The 15,553-nt window shown below is 64.1% G+C and carries 17 protein-coding genes; all 17 read right to left on the bottom strand.

Translation table 11 applies throughout. The features are described from left to right. The gene (locus ACK8CP_RS00605; RefSeq protein WP_414832993.1) at nt 1-1,083 is read right to left on the bottom strand and encodes an MBL fold metallo-hydrolase; all 1,083 of its coding nucleotides are present in this window, start codon (nt 1,081-1,083) and stop codon (nt 1-3) included. Continuing rightward, the gene (locus ACK8CP_RS00600; protein WP_414832992.1) at nt 1,083-2,135 is read right to left on the bottom strand and encodes an ABC transporter ATP-binding protein; all 1,053 of its coding nucleotides are present in this window, start codon (nt 2,133-2,135) and stop codon (nt 1,083-1,085) included. Before ACK8CP_RS00600 ends, ACK8CP_RS00605 begins: the two co-directional genes overlap by 1 nt. After that, entirely contained in the window at nt 2,123-3,811 is a 1,689-nt protein-coding gene (locus tag ACK8CP_RS00595; RefSeq protein WP_414832991.1) for an ABC transporter permease, read from the bottom strand. Before ACK8CP_RS00595 ends, ACK8CP_RS00600 begins: the two co-directional genes overlap by 13 nt. A gap of 40 nt (nt 3,812-3,851) precedes the next feature. Next, nucleotides 3,852-4,841: an ABC transporter substrate-binding protein gene (locus tag ACK8CP_RS00590; RefSeq protein ID WP_414832990.1), complete on the bottom strand. Its 990-nt coding sequence runs from the start codon at nt 4,839-4,841 to the stop codon at nt 3,852-3,854. A 67-nt stretch (nt 4,842-4,908) separates the two neighbouring features. Beyond that, on the bottom strand, nt 4,909-5,493 hold the full coding sequence (gene phnN, locus ACK8CP_RS00585) for a phosphonate metabolism protein/1,5-bisphosphokinase (PRPP-forming) PhnN (protein ID WP_414832989.1): 585 nt from the start codon (nt 5,491-5,493) through the stop codon (nt 4,909-4,911). Continuing rightward, on the bottom strand, nt 5,490-6,629 hold the full coding sequence (locus tag ACK8CP_RS00580; RefSeq protein WP_414832988.1) for an alpha-D-ribose 1-methylphosphonate 5-triphosphate diphosphatase: 1,140 nt from the start codon (nt 6,627-6,629) through the stop codon (nt 5,490-5,492). The genes phnN and ACK8CP_RS00580 overlap by 4 nt, the downstream gene beginning before the upstream one ends. Then, a complete protein-coding gene (locus tag ACK8CP_RS00575; RefSeq protein ID WP_128291176.1) occupies nt 6,626-7,333 on the bottom strand; it encodes a DUF1045 domain-containing protein in 708 nt (235 codons plus the stop codon). The genes ACK8CP_RS00580 and ACK8CP_RS00575 overlap by 4 nt, the downstream gene beginning before the upstream one ends. A gap of 23 nt (nt 7,334-7,356) precedes the next feature. Beyond that, nucleotides 7,357-8,166: a phosphonate ABC transporter, permease protein PhnE gene (gene phnE, locus ACK8CP_RS00570; protein WP_128291175.1), complete on the bottom strand. Its 810-nt coding sequence runs from the start codon at nt 8,164-8,166 to the stop codon at nt 7,357-7,359. Between the two features lie 63 nt (nt 8,167-8,229). Continuing rightward, nucleotides 8,230-9,237 (bottom strand): phosphonate ABC transporter substrate-binding protein, encoded by a 1,008-nt coding sequence (phnD, locus tag ACK8CP_RS00565; RefSeq protein ID WP_414832987.1) that lies wholly within the window; start codon nt 9,235-9,237, stop codon nt 8,230-8,232. 56 nt (nt 9,238-9,293) lie between these two features. Continuing rightward, nucleotides 9,294-10,172: a phosphonate ABC transporter ATP-binding protein gene (gene phnC / locus ACK8CP_RS00560; protein ID WP_414832986.1), complete on the bottom strand. Its 879-nt coding sequence runs from the start codon at nt 10,170-10,172 to the stop codon at nt 9,294-9,296. A gap of 133 nt (nt 10,173-10,305) precedes the next feature. Next, nucleotides 10,306-10,929 (bottom strand): DapH/DapD/GlmU-related protein, encoded by a 624-nt coding sequence (locus ACK8CP_RS00555; RefSeq protein ID WP_414832985.1) that lies wholly within the window; start codon nt 10,927-10,929, stop codon nt 10,306-10,308. Beyond that, nucleotides 10,926-11,630, bottom strand: a complete 705-nt coding sequence (gene phnL, locus ACK8CP_RS00550) for a phosphonate C-P lyase system protein PhnL (RefSeq protein ID WP_414832984.1) — start codon at nt 11,628-11,630, stop codon at nt 10,926-10,928. The genes ACK8CP_RS00555 and phnL overlap by 4 nt, the downstream gene beginning before the upstream one ends. Nucleotides 11,631-11,633: 3 nt before the next feature. Then, entirely contained in the window at nt 11,634-12,410 is a 777-nt protein-coding gene (gene phnK / locus ACK8CP_RS00545; RefSeq protein WP_414834310.1) for a phosphonate C-P lyase system protein PhnK, read from the bottom strand. Between the two features lie 8 nt (nt 12,411-12,418). Then, nucleotides 12,419-13,303, bottom strand: a complete 885-nt coding sequence (locus ACK8CP_RS00540) for an alpha-D-ribose 1-methylphosphonate 5-phosphate C-P-lyase PhnJ (RefSeq protein ID WP_414832983.1) — start codon at nt 13,301-13,303, stop codon at nt 12,419-12,421. After that, complete coding sequence (locus ACK8CP_RS00535; protein WP_414832982.1) at nt 13,300-14,412, bottom strand: carbon-phosphorus lyase complex subunit PhnI; 1,113 nt, start codon at nt 14,410-14,412, stop codon at nt 13,300-13,302. Before ACK8CP_RS00535 ends, ACK8CP_RS00540 begins: the two co-directional genes overlap by 4 nt. Further along, nucleotides 14,412-15,011, bottom strand: a complete 600-nt coding sequence (phnH, locus tag ACK8CP_RS00530; RefSeq protein WP_234628835.1) for a phosphonate C-P lyase system protein PhnH — start codon at nt 15,009-15,011, stop codon at nt 14,412-14,414. The genes ACK8CP_RS00535 and phnH overlap by 1 nt, the downstream gene beginning before the upstream one ends. Beyond that, nucleotides 15,011-15,523: a phosphonate C-P lyase system protein PhnG gene (gene phnG / locus ACK8CP_RS00525; protein ID WP_414832981.1), complete on the bottom strand. Its 513-nt coding sequence runs from the start codon at nt 15,521-15,523 to the stop codon at nt 15,011-15,013. The genes phnH and phnG overlap by 1 nt, the downstream gene beginning before the upstream one ends. Nucleotides 15,524-15,553 lie beyond the last annotated feature (30 nt).

The following is a 15,553-nucleotide window of genomic DNA, read 5'->3' as shown; positions in this document are numbered from 1 at the left end:
TCAGCCGATCGCAAACGCACCGGAGAGATCGACACGGGCAGGCGCGAAAGCGGTCTCGAACGCGCTGAGATACGCCGGATCGGCAAAGGCCGGAACCACCGTTGAGGCGTTCACGGCACGCGCCAGACGTACGTTCTGCGGCAATGTCGGATGCACGTTGTAGCGGCGGAAAACGGCGTTCCCTTCCTGCACCATTTTGTACCCGCGCGTCGATTTGTGCAGATGACCGGTAAAGACGACGGAGAGGTCGCGCATTTGGCGATCGATAATCTCCCCGCTCACGCCGAAATCCCCGTCGGCATCGGCAGCGAGAAAGACGTCAGCCTTGGCCCCGGGGTCGGCCGCATCATCTGCGCTTTCGGCGAGGCGCCCGGCGCGTTCCGCCACGCCCGATGCGGCAAACGCGTGATCGGGACCGGCGATGCGCCGAAGATATGTTCGCACGTTCTCATCGATCGCAATCTTGCGCCCGGCCTCGTCGGCAATCAGAGCCATCTCGATGCCGCGCCCATCCGGAGGGACCGGGATGAGCACACGTCCGCTTGCCGTGAGCTGCAGAACATCACCGATTTGCGCCGACCGCGGCTCGTCCGCATCGCCGTAGGAGGCATCGAGAACGATGGTCGCCGCTTCAGGCGGCGGATCGAAGGCGAAGACGTTCGATTCATCCGTGTGGTCGCCCATATAGATGAAGCCACCGGCGACATCGAGGAAGGTCCAAACCCCGCCGATCGCATGCCCGTTGCGTCCGGTCTTCGCGCGAAGGCCGGCGATTTCCGTCTCGCCCTGCGCAGGGAGTTCCCGCGCGTTGGCCGGCCGGTCGATACGCGCAAGCACCGATCCGCTCGCATAGAGTGCCGGATTGCCGAGCGTCTCCAGGCTATCGAGCGCACCGATATGGTCGAAATGCCCATGGCTGATGACGACGGCATCGACTTTGCCGACATCTGAAAGATCGGCACGTCGGCCGGTCGCCTTCTCCTCTCCGAGATCGAAGATGATGCGCCGCCCCTCCGCCTCGACGAGAAAGGTCGCCGGCTGTTTCGGGCCGAGCCCGGACAGCGCCTTGAACGTCAACGCCATCACGCGCGTCCCGCCGGCAGCAACCAGCCATCGCGCACGGAAATTCTGACAGCCGCGCCTTCCTCAGGCGGCAGACCATAGCATTCGAGCCTCAAAACATGTTCTCCTTGTTCGATCTGCGCCGACACGATGGTCGCCGCCCCTTGGAAAGCCGCTGCGGTGACGCGCGCTTCCATACCGGCACCATCCAGCGCGAGGTCGGCAGGCCGGACGCAGAGAAGGCGCTCTTCACCGGCCGTCGCCCGCCCTCTCACCCGCATCTGCGCACCAAAAGCCTCCGCGACGATGAAGCCGTTCTCATGTCCGAGAACCGTCACCGGCAGGACCATGCCGCGCCCCACGAAACGCGCCACCATCTCGGTCGCCGGCTCCGCATAGAGCTCCCGCGGCGCAGCCACCTGCTGCAAGGCGCCGCGATCCATCACCGCAACCCGATCGGCAAGCGCCATCGCCTCGCTCTGGTCATGCGTCACGTAGACGAAGGTGGCGCCGATCTCACGGTGAAAGCGGCGAAACTCGATCTGCATCGCCTCACGCAGATGCGCGTCGAGATTGGCGAGCGGTTCATCGAGAAGAACGACAGAGGGCTGCATGGCGAGACAGCGGGCAAGCGCGACACGCTGTTTCTGTCCGCCCGACAGCTCAGCCGGCCTGCGCCTGGCGAGGCCGCCAAGACCCACGAGTTCGAGCGCCTCCTCGATCCGCCGGCGGCATTCGCTGGCGTCGAGACCGCGTACCTTGAGCGCGAAGCCGACATTGTCGGCGACCGACATGTGCGGCCAGAGCGCATAGGATTGAAACACCATGCCGACATTGCGCTCTTCCGGCGGCAACGCCCAGCCCGCCCGCGCCACCACCTCGTCGCCGAGATGCAATTCGCCCGCATCCGGCACTTCGAAGCCGGCGATCACGCGCAAAAGCGTCGTCTTGCCGCAACCGGAAGGCCCGAGAAGCGCCAGGAACTCACCATTTTCGATGACAAGGTCGACCGCACGCAGGGCGTCCGTCTCGCCGAAACGCTTGCCGAGACCCGAGGCTCTCATCCCCGCCATGGCACAACTCCGGAAGGCAGCTTTCGCGCAAAGAGGGCCGCGACGCCGGCAAGCCCGAGTGCTGAGATCAAGGCGAGCGTCGCAAGCGCCGCGGCCGCCGTCGTGTTTCCTTCCCGATGCAGGAAGAAGACCATGACCCCGAGCGTCTCCCATCCGCTCGACCACAAAAGCGCCGAGACGGTGAGCTCATTGAAAGCCTGCATGAAAATGAGAAGCCCACCGGCCGCGAGCGTCGGCGCGAGAAGCGGCGCGACGACGGCCTTGAGGCGTGTGAGCATGCCGGCACCGGCAGCGCGCGCCGCCTCGTCCATGCCCGGATCGAGGCTTTCCATGGCAGCGACCGTCGGGCGCAGAACGAGGGCGAGAAAACGGGCGAGATAGGCGACCAAGATGATCCAGCCGGTATTGTAGAGGCTGACGCCGAGACCAGGAAGCGGCGGCAGGAAGACGACGATAATGGCGATGGCGAGCACCGTGCCGGGAATGGCATAGGGCGCATCGGCGAAAAGGTCGAGAAGGCGCGCGAGCGGACGCCGCTCGATCACCGAAAGATAGGCGAGCGGCAGCGCCACAGCCGCGCTGATCATCGCGGCCGAAAGCGCGAGAGCGAAACTGTTGATAAAGGCGCGCTGCGCCGCCTCGTAGCCGAAAAGCACGAAGCGGTAATTCTCCAGCGTCAGAGTCTCGAGCGACAGTGGCACGCCAAGCGCCGGCAACAGCGACGTGCCGACGAGAGCGAAGAGCGGCAGGATGGCGATGACGGCCAGAAAGGCAAGAAACACGCCCTCGACCGGCAAACGCGCGCGGCCGAGCGAGAACGGCACGAGCGGCGCACTGGTGCGTTCCACGGCAGCTCCGAAACGCCGCGCGACGAGGCTGCGAATGAGAAGGCCAGCAGCGGCGATCAGAGTCAGAATGACGGCAAGGGCCGCGACCTGACCAAGCACCTGCGGCCCAAAACCTTGCAGGCGCTGATAGATGAGCGTCGTCAGCATCGTGTAGCGCCCCGGGATGCCGAGAAGTGCCGGCACACCGAAATTGCCGATCGAAGCGACGAAAGCGAGCGCAGCCCCGCTCAGGACGGAGGGAAAGGCGAGAGGCATCAAGACGCGCATGACGATACGAAGAGGCCGGGCGCCGGCGAGCTGCGCCGCTTCGACGATATCCATGGGTAACGAAGAAAGCGCCGCGCGCACCGTCAAAAAGACGAGTGCCGCATGCTCGACGCCCATGACGATGACGATGCCCCATTTGGAGTAAAGCGGGTTGGTCATGCCGGGTTCGGGCGCAAGCCCGAGCGGCGCCAGGATCGGGCTCGTCGGACCCGTGAGCTCGATCCAGGCGAGTGCCATGATCTGCGACGGGATCAGGAGCGGCAAAAGCAGCATGAAGACGATCGCGCCCTTCCACCGCATATCGGTGAGGACGAGGAGCACGGCGGCAACGGCCCCGATCACGACGGAGACGAGCGTGGAGAGAAACGACGCCTCGAGCGTATGGCTCAGGGCGCGGATCGCCGAGCGGCTTTCCCATTGATCGAGGAACGTGCCGAAAAGCACGCCCTCCTTGTTGGGCGCCAGTGCCTCGGCGAAGAGTTGTCCAAGCGGCCACAAAGCGAAGGCCGCAAGATAGAGGGCAATGAGAACGAGGAGGAAATGGCGCTCAAGCAAGCGCAAGAGAGGCAGGCGCGAGGAGGCCGCGCCCGCCGTACCGACATCAACCGCCGAAGAGCTCAGCGAAATTCTCCTTGTTGGCCTGGTCGTTTTCAAGAAGCGTCTCGGCGTCTGTCGGCAGGATCTTGAGGCTGCCGACCTTCGGATATCCTTCGGGCGGCGTCACATCGTCGAAGATCGGGAAATAGCCCTGAGCCACGGACTGTTCCTGCGCTTTCCTGGAAAGCTGCCAATCGACGAAAGCTTTGGCGGCTTCCGCATTGTCGGTCGACTTCAGGATCGCCACGGGTTGCGAGATCGCGGTCACGCCCTCTTGCGGAAACACGAACTCGACCGGTGAGCCCTTCTTCTTGGCGTTGAAGGCCATGTATTCGATCATGATGCCATAGGCCTTCTCGCCGCGGGCGACGGCCTCGATGACGGAACCATTGCCCTGCCCGGCGATGGCGCCGTTGTCGGCGAGCGCCTCGTAATAATCCCAGCCGAACTCGGGCTGCTGCACCATGGTGCCGACATGGATGACGGCGGCGCCTGAATAAAGCGGCGACGGCATGGTCGTCTTGGAAGCGACGTCTTCGGCCTTCAGGTCCGCCCAGGAGGTCGGCGCCTTATCGACGAGATTGGTGTTGTAGACGATGCCGGTGGTGATGAGCTTGGTACCGAAGAAGGTGTGGTCGGGATCGATGAGCGCGTCGGGAATATCGGCGATCGGCGCATCGTCATAGGTCATCAGCCGGCCGTCATTCTTGAGCTGCGTCATGGCGACGGCATCGGCGATGAGCACGACATCGGCGGGCGAGGAACCTGCGGCGAACTCCGCGAGCAGCTTGTTCATCACCTCAGTCGTCCCGGAGCGGAAGAGCTCTACCTGAACGTCCGGATAATCCTTGTTGAAAGCCGCAATCACGCTCTGCATCTGCTCGCTCGGCTGCGAGGTGTAGACGGTGAGCGTGCCCGAGGGCTCTGCGACAGCACTGCCGGCCATGCCGAGGGCAAAGGCCGCAGCCGCGAGCCCGAGGATTGGCTTAATCATGTTGGACGTCCTTTTGAGGTAGAGGCGGAGAATCCGCCACCGGCTAACAGAGCCATGTGACACTTGTCTAACGCTCTTGCCTGCCTCGGATACAGCCTTGCAAGAGCGACACAAACGCCTCCCCCGCCACATCGATCGGACCTGAATTGTCGATGACGGTGACGTCCTCGCCGGTGACCGAGACGAGATCGGCCCGATCGAGACGGCGCGCGATTTCCTCCGAGCCCTCGCGCCCGCGCGCATTGAGCCTTTCAAAAAGAACATCCCGACGCGCACTCACCACGACGACGCGCAATGGCCGGTATTTCGTGCGCGCCGGCTCAATCGCCATGCGCGAGACGTTGACGACGACCGAGGACCCGCCGGCGAGATCCGCCTCGATCGCCTTCGGGATGCCATAGGCGAGCCCATGCGCTTCCCAGGAGAGAGCAAAGGCCCCCGCAGCCGCCGCTTGGGAGAACTCCGTTTCGCTCATGGTGAGATTGTCTTCGAAATCACTTTCGCTCCGCGTCACCGTGCGACGCGGGAAAACCACGGAAGGCACATCCAAAAGCCTCTGCCGCGCATAGTCGATCAGACTGTCCTTGCCGGCCCCGCTCGGACCCACGACCAGCACCAAGGTGCCGGTGCGAAAAGGCTGTGGATCATTCACGCGACGCGACACCCCTGGCGCCAGACCGACCGCACCACCGGCACGCCGTCGTCGAAACGCACCTGAACGAAATCGGCGCGCTTGCCGGGCGCAATCACCCCGCGGTCGTCGAGCCCGACCGCTTTTGCCGGATTGGCCGAGACCATGGCGACGGCTTGCGGCAGATCCACACCCTCGACGACCTCCGATATCGCGAACACCGCCTGGATGAGGCTGAAAGGCACGTAATCCGAAGAAAGCACGTCGAGGAGGTTCTCCGCGGCGAGTTCGGCTGCGGCGACATTGCCGGAATGCGAACCGCCGCGCACGATGTTGGGCGCCCCCATCAAAACCTGCATACCCGCCTCTTTGGAAGCGCGAGCCGCCGCGACGGTCGTCGGAAACTCCGCCACATGCACACCGAACTCGATAGCCTCGGCGACATGGGCCTCAGTCGCATCGTCATGGCTTGCCAGCCGGATACCGCGCTCACGACAGAGATCGGAAATGAGCTTGCGGTGTTGGGCAGACCAGCGTCCCCCCTCCGCCATACGGCGATCGACAAAACTCTGAAAAGCTTCGTCGTCCATACCCGTCTTGCCCTGATAATAGATCTTGTAAGCGTCGAAGCTCGCAAACTGCCGCTGTCCGGGCGTGTGATCCATCAGCGAGACGAGCTTGAGCCGTGGATCGTTCTCGAAAAGCGCGAAACCGTCCATCACGTCGGAAGCAGAGACTTCGCATCTGAGATGCACGAAATGCTCGGCTCTGAGCCGGCCCTTGTCCTGGCTCTCCTCGATCGCATCGGCAAGCCCGCGCATTTCCTGGACCTGGACACGCGCATCCTCGTCGGCGCCGACCCGAAGAGCATCCAGCACCGTCGTGATGCCGGAGGTCGCGACCTGTGCATCATGCGCCTGCACGGCAACGGCCGGATTCCACCGGACACCAGGACGCGGTGCGAAATGGCCCTCGAGATGATCAGTGTGGAGCTCCACAAGCCCCGGCAGCAGCCAGTCACCCTCAAGATCGATACCACCCGACCCGGTCCCAGGATCGGCAACCTCGCGGATCATCTCTCCGGCGACCACGAGATCGCCGCCTTCAACCGAATCGGCAAGGACCATGCGGGCGTTGCGAAAAACGATTTCGCTCATGTGTTGGGTTTTCTTTCGCTGGGCCCGCGCAGATTGCAGCGGGCGTGAACTTGAAAAAAGGCTCCACGCTCCGGCTCGGTGAGAAGCGAGACGCCGTCGAGCGCGAGCGAGGTTTCGATGACGGAACCGAAATGCTGGTGAAGCGCGCCCTCCACGATCGAGCGTCGCTCGCCTGAGACCGGGCCAGTCAGTGTCATGTGGAAGCGGAATTCATCGAAGACATAAGGATAGCCCCAGCGATCGAGATAGTCGCGCTGGCGTTCGGTGAGCTCCTCCGGCCTGCGGCGTGCACGATCTTCATCGCTCAGGGGCGCGCGAAACGGCTCAAACGCCTCCACCGCCGCGTCCGCGAGCGCCCGAACCTCGGGCACGTCATTCTGCGGCACGAGCGCAAAGAAGGGCCCGATGGCGCGGATCTCGAGCGGCCCGAGTTCGATGACACCATGCTCAGCGCAGAAGTTGCGCAACGCCTGATCCACATCCTCCTCCGACGCGCCGTCGACGAGGGCGAACGGCGGCTTCAACGTGGCGTGGAAGCCGTAACGCCGCGGCGCCTCGGTGATGGCGCGCACTTCCTCGGCACTCAAGGCACCCACAGCCTTTTGCTGGACCGGACCATCGGAAAGATCACGGCCGATCCAGTCATTGGCGGCCTGGGTGATCGGATGGTCGACGGCTGGAGTGAAATAGATGGCGACGCGCATGGGGATCTTTCGTTGGTGTCTCCTCAGATCACCACTTTGCGCAATTGTGCCGAAAGGATGTCCACGATGGAGACGGTGACGATGACGATCAGGATGATCGCCGCTGTCTCGGCGTAGAGGAAAGAGCGGATCGATTCAAACAGCACCTGCCCGATACCACCCGCGCCGACGATGCCGAGAACCGTCGCCTGGCGCACATTCGTCTCGAAGCGATAGAGCGAAAACGAAATCCACAAAGGGGCGACTTGCGGAACAACGCCGAAGACGATCTCCTGCAGGCGTGTCGCGCCGGTGGCGCGGATGCCTTCGACAGGCCTTGGATCGATGGCCTCCACGGCCTCCGAGAAGAGCTTCGCGATAATACCTGTATTATGCACGAAAAGCGCCATCACCCCGGCAAAGGGGCCGAGCCCGACCGCTGTGACGAAGAGGACGGCGAAGACAAGCTCGTTGATCGCACGGGTCGCATCCATCAGACGGCGCACCGGCTGCACGATCCAGATCGGCGCGATGTTCGAGGACGACAGAAGTGCGAAGGGAATGCCGAAGACGATCGCCAGCACCGTGCCCCAGACAGCGATCTGCACGGTGAGGATCATCTCCTCGACGTAATAATGCCAGTCACGGAAGTTCGGTGAGAGAAAGCCGCCCGCGTAGTCGGCCATATTGCCGGCATCGGTGAAGAGGTTGAGGAAGCGCACCATCTCGGCCGGCCCCCAGCTCCAGATCAGCACCAGCGCGATGCCGCCCCAGACGAGATAGCTGTAGAGCCGGTCGGTGAAACTGCGCGGGGGGACCGAGACCGTCTTCTCAGCCTGTGTGGCTATCGCCATTCGTCTCTCCAGTGAAAAGCGCCGGACCCAGGGTCCGGCGCCAGATCAACAAAGGTTTCAGCCTCAGGCCTGCGGGACCTTGTCCATCAGCTTTTCGATCTCGGCCTTCTCGGAATCGAGCTTTTCGAGTTCGCTCTTCTTCTCATCATCCGACATCGTGTCGGCCGCTTCGATCTTCGCTTCCTGCTTGGTGATTTCCATGATGCGGATCGGGTAGAGCTGCGCATCGGAAGACGGCTTGAACGGCGCCCAGCCAAGACCCTCGAGGACTTCACGCGCTCCGGCGACCTCTTCGGGCGTGCCGAGGCGGCCGTAGCTCATGATGAAGGTGTAGACTTTGCGCTTGGTCTCCTCGTCGAGATCCTTGCGCCAGACGAGCGGGTCGGATGGGATCAGCGGCGACTGCCAGATGACCTTGATCTTCTTGCGCGCTTCAGGCGCCGTCACTTCCAGGCGGCGGAGATTTTCCGTGTTGTTGGCGGCGACGTCGACCTGACCGTTGGCCGTCGCCATCGCGTTCGCCTCATGATTGGCGTTGCGCACCGTCTTGAAGCAATCCTGCGGCGTCACGCTGTTCTTGGCGAAGATGAACGTGGTCGGCACGAGGAAGCCGGAGGTGGAGTTCGGATCGCCGATGCCGAAATCCAGCGACTTGTCGCATTTCAAGACGTCGTCGAGCGAATTGATCTTGTCGTTGTCGGCCTGCGTGATCAGCACCGACCAGTAGCCGGGATTGCCTTCCACATCGACGGTCTGCGCGAAGATCTCGCCATCGGCGCGATCGACGGCCTCCATCGCGGACTTGTTGCCGTACCAGGCGACATCGACCTTGCCGAAGCGCATGCCTTCGATGACGCCGGCATAATCGGAGGCGAAGAAGGCGTTCACCTTGAGGCCCGTCTGCTCGGACATCTCCTCAAGGAACGGATCCCAGACCGTCTTCAGGTTCTGGCTCGATTCCGTCGAGATGATGCCGAAGTTCAGTTCCTTCTGATCCTGCGCAAAGGCGCCGGATGTGCCGAACGCAGCCAGGAGGGCGGCGGCGGCAATACCTTTCGTCAGTCGGTTCATGTCTCACTCCTCGATTGCTCCGCCGCGGGGGCGGGAGTTCACCGCCTCGTGGCGGATCAAGTCACGGCCAATTGGCGGGCCATCTTGGCGACGGCGGGCTCGGGGCGTTTCACTGGCTGCGGCTGCTCGGCCGGCGCGCCCGGAAGAACGAGCTCCTCGCTCGCATCGCCGTAGATCTCGCGAAGAAAATCGTCGGTCAGGGCCGCGGACGGCCCGTCGAAAGCGACCTCACCGTCGCGCAAAGCCAGGGTGCGCGGGCAATAAAGGCGCGCATATTCCACCTGATGCAGGGAGACGATGACGGTGATGCCGTCGGCACGGTTGATCTCGCCGAGCGCTTCCATCACCCGCCGTGCGGATGACGGGTCGAGCGAAGCGATTGGCTCGTCGGCAAGGATGACCTTGGCCCCCTGGACGAGCGCGCGGGCGATCGCGGCACGCTGCTGCTGCCCGCCGGAGAGCGTCGACGAGCGTTGCCGCACCGTCTCGGCAATTCCGACACGGGAAAGCGCCTGCATCGCCTTCTCCTGCTCGCCCCGCGTGAAAAGGCCGAGCGTTCCACGCCAGGACGGCACGCTGCCGAGGCAGCCGACGAGCACATTGGTCAGGACCGACAGGCGCCCGACCAGATTGAACTGCTGAAAGATGACGCCGATCTCACGCCGGATGCGGCGCGCATCGTGCGACAGACGGCCGTCCACCTGCATGATGCGGTCGAGCACCGTCACGCGGCATTCATCGCCGCTGCCACGCTCCAGACCGGCGATATGGCGGATGAGCGTCGATTTGCCGGAGCCGGAGGCGCCGATCAGCGCCACCATCTCGCCCGGCGCGACATCGACACTGACATTGCGCAAGGCGAGCGTCTTGCCGTAGCGCTTCGACAGCTTTTCGACACGAACTGCAGGAACATTCGAAGGAGCGGTTACGGGCATCGGCCTCACCTGCCCGGCCTGCCGGGCTTATCGATAACCGTTCCCTAACAGCCGACCTTATCGCTTCGATTTCGCTTTCATGACATTTCGAAGTCGCTGGAAAAGCCTCGGGAGAGGTCTCGCAAGCAACTGATCAGACGGCCTTTTCTTCGTACTTTGCGAGAAACTCCTCCACCGAAAGCACCCGGAAATCCGCCAGCGCCGCGCGAAGGCAGGCATGCGGCCAGTCCCACCAGGCAAGCTTCTGAAGGCGCTCCGCAATCTCTTCGGGAAAGCGCCGCTTGATGACCCGCGCCGGCACGCCACCGGCGATCTCGTAGGCGCCGACAGAACGGGAGACGACGGCGCCGGCCGCAATGACCGCCCCATCGCCAACCGTCACGCCCGGCAAGAGGATTGCGCCATGGCCGATCCAGACATCGTTGCCGATCGTGACGGCGTTCGCCTCGCGCCAGGCGAAAAGCCCCTCATCGGCTTCCGCATCGTCGAAGTAGTCGTTCGAGCGATAAGTGAAATGGTGCTGGCCCGCCCGCCACATCGGATGGTTGGAGGCGTTGATCCGCACGTTCTGAGCAATTGAGCAGAACTTGCCGATCGTCGCGCGCGCCACGTTGCCGTCCTCGGTGATGTAGGAGTAGTCGCCAAGGGACGAGTTCTGGAACTGCGTGCGCGCGCCAATCGCCGTATAGCGCCCGAGCCGGCTGTCGGTCACCACCGCGTCCGGCTCAACGAACGGCGTCTCCGAAAGCTTCGTCATGCAGCGGCTTTCGGGGCAAACGCGGTCACGTCGACCTCACGATCGGCCACGGCGGCGCGCATCTCCGCGTCGTGAAAAATGCCGAGGAAGCTGCGGCCCGCAGCTTTTCCCTCTTCGATCAAGGCAATCACCACATCCCGGTTTTTGGCATCGAGCGAGGCCGTCGGCTCGTCGAGAAGCAAGAGCGGATGGCCGGCAATGAAGCCGCGGGCGATGTTCACGCGCTGCTGCTCACCGCCGGAAAAGGTAGCGGGCGGCAGGTGCCAGAGCCGTTCCGGCAGGTTGAGGCGGGCAAGAAGCGCGTCGGCCTTGGCGAGCGCCTCCTCGGGGGAACAGCCCCGCTCCACGAGCAGCTCGGCGACGAGATCGCGCGAGGCGACGCGAGGCACGACGCGCAGGAATTGGCTGACATAGCCAAGCGTGTCGCGACGAACCGCCAGCACACGCCGCGGATCGGCCGTGGCGATATCGATCACATCCCCCTTGCCCGCGACACGGATCGCGCCGCGATCGGTTGAATAATTGCCATAGATCATCTTGAGGATCGAGCTCTTGCCGGCACCGGACGGCCCGCCGAGCACGACGCATTCGCCGGGCATGAGCGTGAAGGAGACGTTTTCGACGACCGGAATGTGGATGCCACCACGCAGATGCATGGTGAAGCTCTTGGCGACATCGGCGAGTTCAAGACGGGGCTGCATCGCTCACACCTGCAGGATCGAAGAGACGAGAAGCTGCGTATAGGGCGCATGCGGATCGTCGAGGACACGATCGGTCAGCCCCTCCTCGACCACCTCCCCCGCCTTCATCACCATGATGCGGTGGGAGAGGAGCCGGGCGACGGCGAGGTCGTGCGTGACGACGAGCGCCGCCATGCCGAGATCGGCAACGAGCGCGCGGATGAGATCGAGGAGCCTCGCCTGCACGGAGACGTCGAGCCCACCCGTCGGTTCGTCCATGAAGACGAGGCGGGGCGCGGTCACGAGGTTTCGGGCGATCTGCAGGCGCTGGCGCATGCCACCGGAAAAGCCGCGCGGATCGTCGTCGATGCGGTCGGCGGGCACTTCCACGCGCTCAAGCCAGGAGAGCGCCGAACCGCGGATCTTGCCGTAATGCCGGTCGCCGATCGCCATCAACCGCTCGCCGACATTCGCCCCGGCCGAGACGTTCATGCGCAGACCGTCGGCCGGGTTCTGGTGCACGAAGCCCCAATCGGTGCGCATCAGGAAGCGCCGCTCCGCCTCGCCGAGCGCAGCAAGATCGCGCACGACGCCGTCGCGCATACGGTAAGAGACGCGGCCTGATGAAAGCGGCAATCGACCGGAGACGCAGTTCAACAACGTCGTCTTCCCAGAGCCGGATTCGCCAACGACGGCGAGAACTTCGCCCGGATAGAGGTCAAAGGAGACGTCGCGGCAGCCGATGCGCGGCCCATAAAAGCGCGTCAGCCCATCGACGGAAAGAAGCGGCGCATCATCCAACAGCACGCTCATGCGCCCTCCTCCATGGCGGCCGCGAGGTGACCGCGATGCCCTTCCTCCCGCCGTCCCTCACAGAAATCGGTGTCGGAGCAGACGAACATGCGTCCGCCCTTGTCGTCCAAAATCACCTCGTCGAGATAGACGCCCTCCGCACCGCAGAGCCCGCAGGGCTCGGAGAAATGCTGCACCTCGAAGGGGTGGTCCTCGAAATCGAGGCTTTCGACCCGGGTGAAGGGCGGGATCGCATAGATGCGCTTCTCGCGCCCGGCGCCGTAGAGCTGAAGGGCCGGCGAGTTCGTCAGCTTGGGATTATCGAATTTCGGAATGGGCGACGGGTCCATGACATAGCGGTCCTCGACCTTGACCGGATAGGCGTAGGTCGTAGCGATATGACCGTGGCGGGCGATGTCCTCGTAGAGCTTGACGTGCATCAGGCCATATTCTTCCAGCGCATGCATGACGCGCGTTTCCGTCTCGCGAGGTTCGAGAAAGCGCAAAGGCTCCGGGATCGGCACCTGGAAAACGAGGATCTGCCCGGCTTCGAGCGGCGTTTCAGGAACGCGGTGGCGGGTCTGGATGATGGTCGCATCGGCCGTGTGCGTGGTGGTGGCGACGCCGGCGACCTTGGCGAAAAAGGCGCGGATGGAAACGGCATTGGTGGTGTCGTCGGCGCCCTGATCGATAACTTTCAGGACATCGTCGGGGCCGAGAACGGAGGCCGTCACCTGCACGCCGCCCGTGCCCCAGCCGTAGGGCATCGGCATTTCGCGGCTCGCAAACGGCACCTGATAGCCCGGGATCGCCACCGCCTTCAGGATGGCGCGGCGGATCATCCTTTTCGTCTGCTCGTCGAGATAGGCGAAGTTGTAGGGCGTTTCAGCCGTGGCGTTCATTCCGCCGCCTCCTGATCTTCCTGCCCGTCTTTGGCCGGGCCGCGACCGGCTTCAAACTCCGCTCGCAGCCGCCGGATCAGCTCCAGTTCGGCCTGGAAGTCGACGTAATGCGGCAGCTTCAGATGTTCCACGAAGCCCGTCGCCTGAACGTTGTCGGCATGCGACAGCACGAATTCCTCGTCCTGGGCGGCCGCGGTCTGATCTTCGCCGAGTTCGCGCGCCCTGAGCGCCCGGTCGCAAAGCGCCATCGCCATCGCCTTGCGCTCCGCATGTCCGAAGACGAGGCCGTAGCCACGGGTGAATTGCGGCGGCGCTTCGGCACTGCCCTTGAACTGATTGACCATCTGGCACTCCGTCACCTTGATGCGCCCGAGAGGGACCGGAAAATCGAGACCCGGCACCTCGATCTCGACATCGACCTCACCCATGCGGATTTCGGCCGCGAAAGGGTGCGAGCGGGCAAAGCCGCGCTGCGTGGAATAGCCGAGCGCCAGGAGAAACCCCTCGTCGCCGCGGGCAAGCGCCTGCAGGCGGAGATCGCGGCCGGCCGGAAACGACAAGGGCTCGCGCGTGAGATCGGCAGGCTCGTCTTCGCCGTCCGGATCGGGCTCGATCAGCCCGGCCTGACCGAGAAGGTCGGTGACGCGCGGCATCGCCTCCGTTCCCGGATCCTTGGTGCTCGCCGCCGCCTCCACCGCGTCGTCGTCCTCGAGGGCGGGATCGAGAAGCCGATGCGTGTAGTCGCAGGTCGGTCCGAGAAGCTGCCCGCCCGGCAGATCCTTGAAGGTCGCCGAGATGCGCCGCTCGACGAGCATCCCCCCCGTTTCGATCGGCCGAGACGCGCCGAAGCGCGGCAAAGTCGTGCGATAGGCGCGGACAAGAAAGATCGCTTCGACGAGATCGCCTCTCGCCTGCTTGATCGCAAGCGCCGCAAGCCGGCGATCATAGAGCGAGCCCTCGCTCATCACCCGGTCCACGGCAAGCGACAGCTGCTCCAGGATCTGCGTGACGGTCAGCGACGGGACGCTCCGATCGCCACGCCGCTTCTCGGCGAGAAGGCGATGCGCATTGGCGATCGCCGCCTCGCCGCCTTTTACCGCGACATACATCAGGCCTCTCCCATGATCCGAGTGGAGCGCGGCAGCCCGAGGATCGCCGAGGGGGCGGCGAGCACGAGATCGACGCCGCGAGGAAAGAGCGTCCGGTTGGAGCGGAATTCTTCGACGAGCCTTTCCGGAAGACCCTCGACCTGCACGCCCGCCACGTCCTCGATGCCCGGACCGGAAAGCCAGAGATTGCGGCCGCGGGAGAAGCCGGCGACCTGCACGATGAGCGTTGTGGAGCGATCGGGATATTGCTCGGTCCCAAGCCCGAACTCCGACAGCGCCGGCATTTTTTCGGGATCGGCGACCACGGCAAAGAGCGCCCGCGCCGGCACCACAACGATTGGCGCGCCGATGTGGAAGCCCACCCATCCACGCACCTCGCCGCTGGCGTTCAGCGCCTTGTCGAGAAAGACCGGCGTATCCGCATCGGCAAGGGCTGCGAGAACGGCGGCCGCCGCCGGCTTCAAGGGAGGCGGAGGCGCTACGAGCCGAGGCATGTCGACGACACGGCCAGGTCGCGACAGAGCATCGAGCAGCCGCCGAAACACCGCCTGCGAAGCGAAGACCGGGTCCTTGAAACCACCGCCAAGCGCATCTGCCATCAGTTTTCTCCCCGCACCATGGTGAAGAAATTCACCCGAGTGGCCGCGGTTTTCACGCGCACCTGACGGTCCTCCTCGGCGGCTCGTGCCGCGACCGGAGCCACCACGCGATCTTCCACGAAGGCGCGTGTCGCCTCGCTTTGCCAAAGCACGTCGAAGACGGCGACGAGATGCGCCCGCTCGCGGTCGCGCCCGAGAATATGGCCGTAGCCCACCTCGCCGCTTGCAAGCCGAACCACCGTCCGCGTCACGGTCACCTCGCCGAGATTGAAGGGAGCGCCACCACCGCCGATGCGCCCGCGCGTCATGGCGAGACCGAATTCCGGAGCCCTCAGCACCTCGAATTCCGGCGAAGGATCAAGCGCTCTCAAGGCCCCGTCGAGCTCATCGGCACGGGCGCGCACGAGGACGGAAAGCACCTCCCGGCGCCGCTTGAGTGTTTCCGTCGCGAGGTCCGCGTCATCGGAAGCGGCCGCGTTCCGGTCGCGAGTTGCGCCGGCGGTGTCTGCCATGTCGGAACCTCGAGCTTCAACTTGTCTATT

It is taken from the genome of Afifella sp. YEN Y35, from assembly GCF_047553465.1.
GTDB lineage: Bacteria > Pseudomonadota > Alphaproteobacteria > Rhizobiales > Afifellaceae > Afifella > Afifella aestuarii.
This window is presented reverse-complemented; position numbering and strand designations above follow the sequence as displayed.